Here is a 12,469-nt window from a genome sequence, read left to right on the forward strand (position 1 = left end):
AGCAACATGTCGCTCAAGGGCAAGACGCTCTTCATCACCGGCGGGTCGCGCGGCATCGGGCTCGCCATCGCGATCAAGGCGGCGCGCGACGGCGCCAATGTCACCATTGCCGCCAAGACGGCCGAGCCCCATCCCAAGCTCGAGGGCACGATCTACACCGCCGCCGCCGAGATCGAGGCGGCCGGCGGCAAGTGTCTGCCGCTGATGGTCGACGTCCGCGACGAGGCCAGCGTCGCGGAGGCGATCGCGAAGACGGCTGAAACCTTCGGTGGCATCGACATCGTCGTGAACAATGCCAGCGCGATCTCGCTGAGCAACACCCAGATGACCGAGATGAAGCGCTACGATCTGATGCATCAGATCAATACGCGCGGCACCTTCATGGTCTCGAAATACGCCATTCCCCATCTGGAGAAGGCTGAGAACCCGCATATCCTGATGCTGTCGCCACCGCTCGACATGAAGATGCGCTGGTTCGCGCCGCATCTGGCTTACACCATGGCGAAATACGGCATGAGCATGTGCGTGCTCGGCCTTGCCGGCGAGCTTGCGCCGAAGGGCATCGCCGTCAACGCGCTCTGGCCGCGCACCACGGTCGCCACCGCCGCCGTCAAGAACCTGCTCGGTGGCGACAAGATGGTGCAGGCGAGCCGCACGCCGGAGATGCTGGCCGACGCCGCCTACATGGTCTTCAGCAAACCCTCGCGCAGCTTCTCGGGCAATTTCCTGATCGACGACAACTTCATGGCGGGCGAGGGCGTCACCGACTTCACCCCCTACCGGGTCGATCCGTCTGTGCCGCTGATGCCGGACTTCTTCGTGCCCGAGGAGATCGCGCCGCCGCAGGGGGTGAAGGGCGGCGTCTGAACCCGCCAGAGTATTTTCGAGCGAAGTGGGTACCGGTTCGCGTCAAGAAAATGCGGCACATCAAAAAGACTGGAGAATTTGCGCGCTTCGGATAAGCGCGCAAATTCTCCGGGGGCTCAGAACTCCTCCCAGCTATGGTTGTCGCGCGCTCCACCGCCCGCGACCTTGCGGGCGGGCATCGGAGCGGCATGGGGCACAGGCACCTTCCGTGCCGGCGCGCGCGGAGCAGAGCGTGTTTCCGACATCGCGGCTGCGGCGAGGTTGCGCAGGCGCTCCGGCTCGCTGGCCGAGCGCACATCGCTGACGGAGATGCGGAAGGCCGCGACGAGTTGGTCCAGGCTGTGGATCTGGTCGGCGAGTGAGGCCGCAGAAGCGGCGCTCTGCTCGGCCAAAGCCGCGTTCTGCTGGGTCATCTCGTCCATATGGGCGACGGTCTGGCTCATCTCGTCGATGCCATTGGCCTGTTCGCCCGCCGCCGCCGAAATCTCGACCACGGTCGCGGCGACCTGCCTGGAGGCCGAGACGATCTTGTCGAGAACCGTGCCGGCGGAGCGGACCAGCTTGACGCCTTCCTCGATCTCGATGGTCGACGACTGGATCAAGGTCGTGATGTCCTTCGACGCCTCGGCCGAGCGCTGCGCCAGCGTCCGGACCTCGGAGGCGACCACGGCGAAGCCCTTACCGGCATCACCGGCGCGGGCTGCTTCGACGGCGGCGTTCAGTGCCAGCAGATTGGTCTGGAAGGCGATGCCGTCGATCACCGAGGTGATGTCGGTGATCTTGCGCGAGGCCGCCTCGATCCGCTCCATCGCCTCGACGGCGTTCTGCACGATCGTGCCGCCCTGCTGCGCCACGTTCGTGGCCTCGTCGGAGGCCGATGCCGCGACCTTCGACGAGCCGGCGCTCGCCTTGACGGAGGCCGCGAGCTCCTCGGTCGTGGCCGCGGTCTCCTCGAGCGAGGCGGCCTGCTCCTCGGTCCGCTTGGCGAGATCGTCGGCGCCTGCCTTGATCTCACGGGCCGAGGCCGAGACCTGCGAGGTCGTCGCCTGGATGCCGCCGATCGTCTCCGACAGCCGCTCGACCGTCTCGTTGACCGAGTGCTTCAGCTCGGCGAAGCGGCCTTGATAATCGGTCGCAATCCTGCGGGTCAGGTCGCCCTGCGAGACTGATGCCAGGATGTCGGCGAACTCCGTCGTCGCGCCGTCGACCACGGCGTTGATCTGGTTGATCCCATTGACTAGCTGCTGCATCTGCGCGTCGGCGTTTTCCAATTGCAGCCGTGCGCTGAAATCGCCAGCGGCTGCCGCGGCGACGACAGTCCCGACATCGTTGACGACGGCGATCATGGATTCGGTCCGCGCAGCCCGTTCGGCCGCGGCGGCGCGCTCCTGCGCCTCCAGGGCCTGGACGCGCAGCCCGTTCTCCTTGAACACCCGGACGGCGGCTGCCATGCCGCCGATCTCGTCATTCCGGCCGCTGTCGATGATCTCGGCCGAGAAGTCGCCCTGCGCCAGCTGCGTCATCGATGCGGTCAGCGCGGTGATCGGACGCGTCACGCGGCTCTGGACCAGCCAGAGCCCGACGAGCGCCAGCACGAGCGCGGCCAGGAGGACGAGGCCGTAGATGACGAGCGAGCGCATCGCTGCCGTCGCCTTGGCGTCGGCGGTTTCCGAGACGACATCGATGGCGCGGCTCGCCACGGCGCCGACGGTTTCGGAGGCGGCGACGATCTGGTCGCGCCAAAGATCGGGGTTGATCGAAGGCTTGCGTCCGCCCGTCGCATTGGCGACCAGGTCAGCCCGCGTCGCCTTGAAGGTTCCGCCGAAATAGGTGTTCTCGGCGGTTACCAGCGCATCCTTCAGTGCCTGTGGCGTGCTCGCCTGGCCGATGAGCTGCTTCACCACGCCCCAGGCGAACTCCATGCGTGCATCGCTGACGATGACGGCATTGCTCTCCTTGGCGTCGAGCGGCCGGTCCTGGGCGACGGCGTTGTTGAGGACGATCGTCGACGATCCACTGAACGAGCGTGCTGCCCAGGCCATCGAGCGGATCGAGGTGAGGTTGGCGAAGTTGGCGTCGAGGACGAGGATGCGTTCTTCGAGCGTCGCCGACGCGGTCTCGAGCGCCGTCAGGAATTTGCCGGTCTGGGCCATGCTGGCCCCGACCAGTTCCTTCTCCCGCGCTTCTACCGGGAGCTTCCAGTTGCCGTCGATCTTCGCCCGCAGCGGCTTGAGGGCTGCGACATGGCCGTCGATCTCGTTCGATACGGTCGCTGCAGTGCTGTAGCCGTTTTTCTGGGCGATGGCCTGCGCCGTGGCAATCGCATCGTCCAGTCGCTTGCGCCGCGTCAGCACGTCCTCGATCATCCCGCCGTTCTTGTCGGTGGGCATCGTCATCGCGCTCGCGCCGTTGCCGCGCTCGTAGCGCAGGTTCTGCAGCGCCGCGAAATAGGCCTTGTTCAGATCGGCGAGAACGGACACCTCGACTGCCGTGTTGTAGCGCGTCCAGGCCTGCCAGAGCGATTGCGTCGAAAGCGTTACGATCGCCGCGCTGGCAAGACCGAGGACGGTCAGGAGCATGGTCTTGATGCTGAGGTTCTTCGCGGCGTTGAACATGGCAAACCCGGATGGACGACTGATCCGTTAAGTGTCTCATCCGGCGATTTATTTTATGCTAACCACGCCGCTTCGCCTGGGGAGTGTTCCAAAGTGCGCGCGAATACCGCGCCGGATGGCAACCATCCAGTGGATGCGTCATCGGTTTGACACTGCAGGACGTTTGGAGTTGGTGCAGTGCAAATCCGCGCCTTGCCGCGCCTGATTCCGGATGACCGGCCATGCTCCTGATCCACGGCATCTGCCAGACGCACGGCGACAAGCTCGCGCATCGGACTCTCGCCGTCGAGGAGGAGATTCCACCAGGCTCGATCTGGATCGACCTGCTCAATCCGACATCGGCCGAGGACGCCAAGGTCGAGCAGCATCTCGGCATCTCGATCCCGACCAAGGAGGAGATGCACGATCTCGAGCCCTCCGAGACGATCTATGCTGAGGATGGCGCGCACTACATGACGCTGCGCGTCATCTGCCAGTCGGACACGAACGTTCCCCGGCTCGCCGACGTCACCTTCATCCTGACCGAGAAGGCGCTGGTCACGGTGCGTTATGACGAGCCCGGCGCCTTCAACATCTTCCTCAACCGCGTCACCAAACCTGGCGGCTGCGAGCTTGAGCCAGCCGGCGTGATGGAGGGGCTGATCGAGGCGATCGTCGACCGGGCCGCCGAGGTGCTGCGCGGCGTCGGCGACCGCATCGACCTGCGCTCGCGCCAGATATTCGACGGCAACAGCGCCAGCGTCGAGCAGGGCCGGGTCTATCAGGCGGTGGTGCGCAAGATCGGCCAGTACGAGCACATCATCTCGAATGTGCGCGAGAGCATGGTCTCGGTCGAGCGCGTGCTGCTCTACCTCTCGGCCAACTTCAAGCGCACCAAGAAGGCGGCGAGCGGCTTCACCCCGGAATGGCGGGCCGCGATCCGCGACGTCCAGGCGATCGAGGAGCACGCCACCTTCCTGTCGAACAAGCTGCAGTTCATGCTGAACGCGACGCTCGGCCTGGTCAGCATCGAGCAGAACAAGATCATCAAGCTGTTCTCGGTCGTCGCGGTGGTCTTCATGCCACCGACGCTCGTCGCCTCGATCTACGGCATGAACTTCGAGAAGATGCCCGAGTTGAAGTGGGAACTCGGCTATCCGATGTCGCTCGTGATCATGGTGGTCGCGGCGATCCTGCCCTACCTCTTCTTCCGCTGGAAGAAGTGGCTCTGACCTCGCCGGCGCCTCGCGCCTAGGATATTGGCGCGCGAATGACCCTGCCGCAGATTCTCTCTTGCTCCCTGGTCGCCGCGATGATGGTGGCCTTCGTCTGGGGCAAGCTGCGCTATGATGTCGTCGCACTTCTGGCCTTGCTCGCCGGTGTCGCGATCGGCGTGGTCCCGGCCAAGGAGGCCTTCAAGGGCTTTTCCGACGACATCGTCATCATCGTCGCCAGCGCCCTGATCGTCAGCGCCGCGGTGGCGCGCTCCGGCCTGGTCGAGACGGCGCTTGCCCGCATCGCGCCGGCGCTGCGCTCGACGCAAGCGCAGGTCGCTGTCCTCGTCTTCGTCGTCGCTGCCATGTCGGCGATCATCAAGAACATCGGCGCGCTCGCGATGATGCTGCCGATCGCCTATCAGCTCGCGCGCAAGGACGGGAAATCGCCCTCGGTCTTCCTGATGCCGATGGCCTTCGCCTCGCTGCTCGGCGGCATCGTCACCCTGGTCGGCACCTCGCCCAATGTCATCGTCGCGCGCGTGCGGCAGGAACTCGGCGGCGAGCCCTTCGCCATGTTCGACTTCACCCCGGTCGGTATCGGCATCGCGTTTATCGGCTGCGCTTTCCTGAGCGTCGCCTACCGGTTGTTGCCGAAGGATCGCCAGGGGTCGCGCTCGCTCGACCAGGCTGTCGACATCAAGGACTACGTCACCGAGGCGCGCCTGCCCGAGAAGGGGCCGCTCGCGGGCAAGACCATCGCCGATCTCAGAAAGCCGGGCGATGGCGAGGTCGAGGTCGTCGCGATCCTGCGCGATGGCGAGCGCCGCCGGGCGCCATTGCCCGATGCCAGCCTGCGCGCCGGCGATATCCTGCTGCTGCGCGGTGAGCCCAAGGCGCTGGAGCGCGTCATTGCGGCGGGCGAGCTCGAGCTGACCGGCCAGCACCGCTCGACCCAGCGCGAGGGCTCGCTCGATCCTGCCCGCACCGGCGAAGCGATCGTCACGCAGGGCTCGCTGCTCGAAGGCGTCAGCGCCGCCGAGATCGACCTGCACGCCCGTTTCCACATCAACCTGCTCGGCATCAGCCGCGCCGGCGAGCGCTTCACCGAGCGCCTGCGCGACATCCGCCTTCGCCCCGGCGACGTCGTGCTGCTGCAGGGCGACGAGGACCTGCTGCCCGAGCGCCTGCGCGAGCTCGGCCTGCTGCCGCTGGCAGCGCGCAGCCTTCAGCTCGGCAGCACCCGCCGCCGCCTCGTCACCGGAACGATCGTCGCCGCGACGGTGATCGTGGTCGCACTCGGCCTGCTGCCCGTGGCGATCGCCTTCTTCGCTGCCGCGGTGCTCCTGCTGGTGACGCGCGCCCTGACGTTGCGCGATGCCTACGACTCGGTTGAGGCTCCGATCCTGATCATGCTGGCGGCACTGATCCCGGTCAGCGACAGCCTGCGTGTGACCGGCGCGACCGATGTTTTCGCCGGCTTGCTGGCGCAGCTCGGCGCAGGTCTCCCGGGCTGGGGCGCGGTCGGGCTGATGCTCGTCGCGGCGATGGCGGTGACGCCCTTCCTCAACAACGCCGCGACCGTGCTGGTGATGGCGCCGATCGGCGCCGGCTTCGCCAAGACGCTCGGCTACAATCCCGACGCTTTCCTGATGGCGGTGGCGATCGGCGCGGCCTGCGACTTCCTCACCCCGATCGGCCACCAGTGCAACACGCTGGTGATGGGCCCGGGCGGCTATCGCTTCGGCGACTATGCCAGGCTCGGCGCGCCGCTCTCGGCCCTGGTGATCCTGCTCGCCGTGCCGCTGATCCTCTGGGTTTGGCCGCTGAGGTGAACGCGATGCGCGGCTGGCGGCCGATCGAGGTCGAGGGAACAGAATTCATGCCGAGCTGCCTCGGCAGAGAATGTTTCAACTGTCAGATTGACTCAGAACGGAAGTATTCGGCTTCCCGCAAACGGCTGCGATGCCTATATATGCGGCAGATATTTTCGAGCCGCCCGGCGGCGATTGACGAGCTCCTGCCATGACCACAGTGACGTCCCGAGCCGGCGCGACGACCGCCGGCACCAAGCCATTTTACGCCAATTTCGGCTTCCAGGTTCTGGCCGCCATGGTGATCGGGCTCGTGCTCGGCTGGGTCGCGCGCAATATCGGCCCGGATGCGGCCGGACAGCCGAACGCGTTGACGACGACGCTGGCGACGACCGGCTCGATTTTCGTGCAGCTGCTGCAGGCTTTGGTGCCGCCGCTGATCTTCACCGCGATCGTCGCCTCGATCAGCAATCTCCGGCAGCTCTCCAATGCGGCCGCGTTGGTCTGGCAGACGCTGCTCTGGTTCGCTCTCACTGCCTTCATCGCCGTGCTGATCGGCATCGCGCTCGGCCTCATCATCCAGCCCGGCATCAATTCCGGCGCGATCGCCGCCAGTGCGAAGGCGCCCGGCTCGGTCGGTTCCTGGCTCGATTTCCTCAAGGGCCTCGTCCCCGCCAACGTATTCGGCCTGCAGGCCTCGACCCGGATCGATGGCGGGGCGGCGACCACAAGGCTCGGCTTCAACGTGCTGCAGCTCCTCGTCATCTCGATCGTCATCGGTGTCGCGGCGCTGAAGGTTGGCGAGCGCGCCAACAGCTTCCTCGCCTTCAACGAATCTCTGCTGGCGATCGTCCGCAAGATCCTGTGGTGGGTGATCCGGCTGACGCCGATCGGCACGATCGGCCTGCTCGGCAATGCCGTGGCGCAGTACGGCTGGCAGACCCTGCAGCAGCTCTCCTGGTACGCCTTCGCGATCTATCTCGGCCTCGCCATCGTGCTGCTGATCGTCTACCCGGCGCTGCTCATCCTTCACGGGCTCTCGCCGCTGCGCTTCTTCGCGGGCGCCTGGCCGGCGATCCAGCTCGCCTTCGTCTCGCGCTCCTCGGTCGGCACCTTGCCGGTGACCGAGGCCGTGACCGAGAAGAGCCTCGGTGTGCCCCGCGAATACGCCGCCTTCGCCGTGCCGCTCGGCGCGACCACCAAGATGGACGGCTGCGCCGCGATCTATCCGGCGATCTCGGCGATCTTCGTGGCGCAGTTCTACGGCGTTCCGCTCGGCCTGCAGGAATATGTGCTGATCGTCTTCGTCTCGGTCATCGGCTCGGCGGCGACCGCCGGGCTCACCGGCGCGACGGTGATGCTGACGCTGACGCTGTCGACACTCGGCCTGCCGCTGGCCGGCGTCGGCCTGCTGCTCGCCATCGACCCGATCCTCGACATGGGCCGCACCGCGGTGAACGTCGCCGGCCAGGCCCTGGTGCCGACCATCGTCGCCAAGCGCCAGGGCATGCTCGATCAGGCGCAGTATGACCGCGCCGGTGACATCGAGGCGATCGACGCCGGCGCGCAGACGGCCTGAGGCGGCATCAGATTTGTCAGCGGGGCGGAAGTTTCGAGAGCAGCGTCTTTCCGCGCGGCGACAATCGATAGCCGACCTCAAGGCTCTCGGTGAGACCGAGGGCCTTGAGCTTGCGCACATCCTGCTTGAAGGGAAGCATCTCGCGCCCGAGCAGCTCGGCGAGTTCGGCGGCGCGTCGCCCGGGATGCGTCGCGATTAGCTCTAGCGTGGCGCGTGTCCAAACCTTGTGCGCATCAAGCCGGGCAAGGCGCTGAACCAGCTGCTCCGCGTCGGCATCCGTCAGGTCATCTGCTTCGCGCAAGGCTTCGCGCGGATCGGGGCCGGCGAGACGAATGCGGATTCGATAGAGGCTGCCCTCGCGGCCGGTCAGCGCGGCGAGCGCTTCTTCGCGGGAGTCGAAGCCGGCGGCCCTCGCATCGGCTGCGCCGAGCTGGTCTTCCGTGATCGGCTCGACCGCATCGATGGCGAGCTGGCCGATTGCCGTCAGCAGCGTGCCGCCGCTCTTGACGCTGGGCCGACGCCAGCGCCGCAGCACCTGCGTGATGCTGCCCTCGGCGATGCCCTCAAGCGTGCGCCGGTCGAGCAGCACGGCGTTTAGGCCATCACCTTGGCCAGCACGTCCTTCAGCCCGCCATCGCGTTCGAGCCAGCCGGGCACCGGCAGGTTCTTCGAGCGCAGGAATTCGGGGTTGAACAGCTTCGACTGGTAGCGCGTGCCGTAGTCGCAGAGGATGGTCACGATGGTGTGGCCGGGACCCATCTCCTTAGCCAGCCGGATCGCGCCGGCGACGTTGATGCCGGAGGAGCCGCCGAGGCAGAGGCCCTCTTCCTCCAGCAGCTGGAAGCAGAGCGGGATCGCCTCCTCGTCGGGGATCTGGAAGGCGACGTCGATCGGCGCGCCCTCGATGTTCGCGGTGATCCGGCCCTGGCCGATGCCCTCGGTGATCGAGGAGCCCTCGGCCTTGAGCTCGCCGGTGGTGTAGTAGGCGTACAGCGCCGCGCCCATCGGGTCGGCGAGGGCGATCCTTATCTTCGGGTTGAAGCCTTTCAGCGCTATCGCGACGCCGGCGAGCGTCCCGCCGGTGCCGACGGCGCTGACGAAGCCGTCGACCTTGCCGCCGGTCTGCTGCCAGATCTCAGGGCCGGTCGTCTCGATATGACCCTGGCGGTTGGCGACATTGTCGAACTGGTTGGCCCAGATCGCGCCGTTGGCCTCCGTCTTTGCCAGTTCTTCGGCGAGGCGGCCTGAAACCTTCACATAATTGTTCGGGTTGACGTAGCCGACGGCGGGCACCTCGACCAGGGTCGCGCCGGCGAGCCGCAGCATGTCCTTCTTTTCCTGGCTCTGCGTCTCCGGGATGACGATCACCGAGCGATAGCCCAGCGCGTTGCCGACCAGCGCCAGGCCGATGCCGGTATTGCCGGCCGTGCCCTCGACGATGACGCCGCCGGGCCGGAGCGCGCCGCTCTTCTCGGCGTCGCGGATGATGGCGAGCGCGGCGCGGTCCTTGACCGACTGGCCGGGGTTCATGAACTCGGCCTTGCCGAGGATTTCGCAGCCGGTTTCCTGCGAGGCGCGCTTCAGTTTGATCAGGGGGGTGTTGCCGATCGCTTCGACGACGCCGTTGCGGATAGTCATATTAGGCAACTCCAGCCATTTCCCTGCTTGCCGTCACCTGATAGGCCAAACCTTCCTGCAGGTCATCAGTATCGAAACCATGTCCGCCCTCGTCATGAATGAAACGCTCACGATCGCGCGGCTTGGCCAGCGCGGCGACGGCGTCGCCGAAACGGCGGAGGGTCAGGTCTTCGTGCCCTTCGCGCTGCCGGGCGAGAGCGTGCGGGCCGTACGCGATGGCGACAGGGCGCAGGTCGTCGAGATTCTCGCGCCCTCCGCCTCGCGCATCGCCGCGATCTGCCCGCTCTTCACCCGTTGTGGCGGCTGCGCTGCGCAGCATATGGGCGAGGGGCTCTACGCCGAATGGAAGCGCCAGCAGGTGGTCACGGCGCTGTCCCGCGCCGGGCTGGAGACCGAGGTCGCTCCCGTGGTCGATGCCCATGGCGCCGGCCGCAGGCGCGTCACCTTCCACGCAAGGCGCGACGGCGACGGCATGCGTGTCGGCTTCATGGCGGCGCGCAGCCACGACCTGATCGAGGTCGAGGCCTGTCCGGTGCTGGCCCCGGGCCTGGCGCGGGCACCCGCCGTGGCGCAGCTTCTCGCCAACCGCCTGCGCTCCTCGAACAAGCCGCTCGACATCCAATTGACCGCTTCTGAAGCTGGCCTCGATGTCGACATTCGCGGCCACGGCCCGGCCGGTGACAGCTTGCGCCGACAACTCACCGAAGCGGCCGAGCGGCTCGATCTGGCGCGCCTCGCCATGCATGGCGAGATCATTGTCGAGCGACGCGCGCCCTTTCAGTTGATGGGCAAGGCGGCGGTGACGCCGGCGCCCGGCGGTTTCCTGCAGGCGACGGCCGAGGGGGAGGCGACGCTGTCGCGCCTCGTGCTCGATGCGATCCCCAAGGCCAAGCGCGTCGCCGACCTCTTCGCCGGCTGCGGTCCGTTCAGCGTCCGGCTCGCCGAAAAGGCGCAGGTTTCGGCCTTCGAGAGCGACAAGGCCGCGGTCCAGCCGCTGAGCCGGGCCGCCAATCATACGCAAGGGCTGAAGCAGGTCGCAGTCGAAGCGCGCGACCTCTTCCGCCGCCCGCTGCTGGAGCATGAGCTGGGCGCCTTCGATGCTGTCGTGCTCGACCCGCCGCGCGCGGGTGCGGAAGCGCAGGTCAAGCGGCTCGCGGCTTCGAAAGTGCCGGTGGTGGCCTATGTCTCCTGCGATGTCGGCAGCTTCGCCCGCGACGCGGCGCTTTTGGTCGCAGGCGGCTATGCGCTGGAGCGCGTGACGCCGGTGGACCAGTTCCGCTATTCCGCCCACATCGAACTCGTCGGCGTCTTCCGCAAGGCTGCCGGCCGCAAGTGATCAAGTCTCCGGAGGCAGAATGAGCGCGCCTACTATCGAAGCTCTGGCCGGCATCGTCGGCGCGAAGAATGTGATCACCGACGCCGATGCGATGGTGCCCTATCTCAAGGAGCCGCGCGGTCTCTTCCACGGCAAGGCGCAGGCCGTGGTCCGGCCGGGCTCCGTCGCCGAGGTTTCGGCCCTGATGAAGTGGGCGAGCGAGACCGGCGCGACGATCGTGCCGCAAGGCGGCAATACCGGCATGGTCGGTGGCCAGGTCCCGGTCGCCGAGGGCCGGGAGATCATCCTGTCGCTGCAGCGGCTCGACACGATTCGCTCGGTCGATGTCGACGGCGACACCATGACCGTCGAGGCCGGTGTCATCCTGCAGAAGGCGCAGGAGGCGGCCGAGGCAGCCGGACGGCTCTTCCCGCTCTCGCTTGCCTCGGAAGGCTCCTGCACGGTCGGCGGCAATCTCTCCAGCAATGCCGGTGGCACGGCGGTGATCGCCTATGGCAATGCCCGTGAGCTCTGCCTCGGTCTCGAGGTCGTGCTTGCCGACGGCCGCGTCTGGAACGGCCTGCGCCAGCTCCGCAAGGACAACACCGGCTACGACCTCAAGAACCTCTTCATCGGCTCGGAAGGCACGCTCGGCATCATCACCGCCGCCGTGCTGAAGCTCTTCCCGCTGCCGACGGCGCGCGCCACCGCCTTCCTCGCCGTGCCCGATCCGGAAGCGGCGCTGTCCCTACTCAACAAGGCCAAGGCCAGCGCCGGCGGCACGCTCACCACCTTCGAGATCATGCCTCGTATCGGCCTCGACTTCGTCGTCCGCCATGCCAGCGGCGCCCGCGATCCGCTGTCGGAGCCGTCGCCCTGGTATGTGCTGATGGAAGTCTCGGCCCAAGCCGAGACCGGGCTCAGCGACGCGGTCGAGGCCTTCCTCGGCGAAGCCCTGGAGGAGGGGCTGGTCACCGACGCCGTGCTCGCCGGCTCGCTCGGCCAGCGTGCCGATCTCTGGAAGCTGCGCGAGATGCTGTCCGAGGTGCAGACCCATGAGGGCGGCTCGATCAAGCACGACATCTCCGTGCCGCTCCATGCCACGCCGGAGTTCCTGAAGCGGGCCACCGCCAGGGTCGAGGCGATGGTGCCGGGCTGCCGGCCGGTGCCGTTCGGCCATCTCGGCGACGGCAACATCCATTTCAATGTCAGCCAGCCGGTCGGAGCCGACAAGCAGGCCTATCTCGCCGGCTGGGGCGAGATGAACGAGGCGGTGCACGCCATCGTCACCGAGCTCAACGGCTCGATCTCGGCGGAGCACGGCATCGGCCGCCTCAAGCGCTCCCTCCTGCCGGGCGTGAAGGATCCGGTTGAGCTCGAGCTGATGCGGACGGTGAAGGCGGCGCTCGACCCCAAGGGCGTGTTGAATCCGGGCTCGGTGCTCTAGC

9 protein-coding genes are annotated in these 12,469 nt (G+C 67.0%); 6 read left to right on the forward strand and 3 right to left on the reverse strand.

Annotated elements, in window-relative coordinates; genetic code table 11:
- Positions 1 to 6 precede the first annotated feature (6 nt).
- Positions 7 to 867, forward strand: a complete 861-nt coding sequence (locus QO058_RS24360) for an SDR family oxidoreductase (protein WP_284168799.1) — start codon at positions 7 to 9, stop codon at positions 865 to 867.
- Between the two features lie 116 nt (positions 868 to 983).
- Here QO058_RS24360 and QO058_RS24365 read toward each other — a convergent pair whose 3' ends face one another.
- On the reverse strand, positions 984 to 3,482 hold the full coding sequence (locus QO058_RS24365) for a methyl-accepting chemotaxis protein (protein WP_284168800.1): 2,499 nt from the start codon (positions 3,480 to 3,482) through the stop codon (positions 984 to 986).
- Between the two features lie 221 nt (positions 3,483 to 3,703).
- Here QO058_RS24365 and QO058_RS24370 point away from each other — a divergent pair, with 221 nt between their 5' ends.
- The 3 genes from QO058_RS24370 (at position 3,704) to QO058_RS24380 (ending at position 8,068) form a co-directional block, all read left to right on the forward strand.
- Complete coding sequence (locus tag QO058_RS24370) at positions 3,704 to 4,693, forward strand: magnesium transporter CorA family protein (protein WP_284168801.1); 990 nt, start codon at positions 3,704 to 3,706, stop codon at positions 4,691 to 4,693.
- 38 nt (positions 4,694 to 4,731) lie between these two features.
- On the forward strand, positions 4,732 to 6,510 hold the full coding sequence (locus tag QO058_RS24375; protein ID WP_284168802.1) for an SLC13 family permease: 1,779 nt from the start codon (positions 4,732 to 4,734) through the stop codon (positions 6,508 to 6,510).
- 190 nt (positions 6,511 to 6,700) lie between these two features.
- Positions 6,701 to 8,068: a dicarboxylate/amino acid:cation symporter gene (locus QO058_RS24380; RefSeq protein WP_284168803.1), complete on the forward strand. Its 1,368-nt coding sequence runs from the start codon at positions 6,701 to 6,703 to the stop codon at positions 8,066 to 8,068.
- A gap of 16 nt (positions 8,069 to 8,084) precedes the next feature.
- Here QO058_RS24380 and QO058_RS24385 read toward each other — a convergent pair whose 3' ends face one another.
- Positions 8,085 to 8,657 (reverse strand): ASCH domain-containing protein, encoded by a 573-nt coding sequence (locus QO058_RS24385; protein ID WP_284168804.1) that lies wholly within the window; start codon positions 8,655 to 8,657, stop codon positions 8,085 to 8,087.
- Between the two features lie 5 nt (positions 8,658 to 8,662).
- Positions 8,663 to 9,706, reverse strand: a complete 1,044-nt coding sequence (locus tag QO058_RS24390; RefSeq protein WP_284168805.1) for a cysteine synthase A — start codon at positions 9,704 to 9,706, stop codon at positions 8,663 to 8,665.
- A 79-nt stretch (positions 9,707 to 9,785) separates the two neighbouring features.
- Between QO058_RS24390 and QO058_RS24395 the strand changes: the two genes are divergently transcribed.
- Positions 9,786 to 11,042: a class I SAM-dependent RNA methyltransferase gene (locus tag QO058_RS24395; protein WP_284168806.1), complete on the forward strand. Its 1,257-nt coding sequence runs from the start codon at positions 9,786 to 9,788 to the stop codon at positions 11,040 to 11,042.
- 19 nt (positions 11,043 to 11,061) lie between these two features.
- Entirely contained in the window at positions 11,062 to 12,468 is a 1,407-nt protein-coding gene (locus tag QO058_RS24400; protein WP_284168807.1) for an FAD-binding oxidoreductase, read from the forward strand.
- Position 12,469: the final 1 nt, after the last annotated feature.

The organism is Bosea vestrisii (genome assembly GCF_030144325.1).
Classification (GTDB): domain Bacteria; phylum Pseudomonadota; class Alphaproteobacteria; order Rhizobiales; family Beijerinckiaceae; genus Allobosea; species Allobosea vestrisii_A.

Bases quoted from the DNA above. Each gene is read 5' to 3' on its own strand.
- QO058_RS24390 (WP_284168805.1), bottom strand. From the start codon at position 9,706: ATGACTATCCGCAACGGCGTCGTCGAAGCGATCGGCAACACCCCCCTG.
- QO058_RS24360 (WP_284168799.1), top strand. From the start codon at position 7: ATGTCGCTCAAGGGCAAGACGCTCTTCATCACCGGCGGGTCGCGCGGC.
- QO058_RS24395 (WP_284168806.1), top strand. From the start codon at position 9,786: ATGTCCGCCCTCGTCATGAATGAAACGCTCACGATCGCGCGGCTTGGC.
- QO058_RS24380 (WP_284168803.1), top strand. From the start codon at position 6,701: ATGACCACAGTGACGTCCCGAGCCGGCGCGACGACCGCCGGCACCAAG.
- QO058_RS24375 (WP_284168802.1), top strand. From the start codon at position 4,732: ATGACCCTGCCGCAGATTCTCTCTTGCTCCCTGGTCGCCGCGATGATG.
- QO058_RS24400 (WP_284168807.1), top strand. From the start codon at position 11,062: ATGAGCGCGCCTACTATCGAAGCTCTGGCCGGCATCGTCGGCGCGAAG.
- QO058_RS24365 (WP_284168800.1), bottom strand. From the start codon at position 3,482: ATGTTCAACGCCGCGAAGAACCTCAGCATCAAGACCATGCTCCTGACC.
- QO058_RS24370 (WP_284168801.1), top strand. From the start codon at position 3,704: ATGCTCCTGATCCACGGCATCTGCCAGACGCACGGCGACAAGCTCGCG.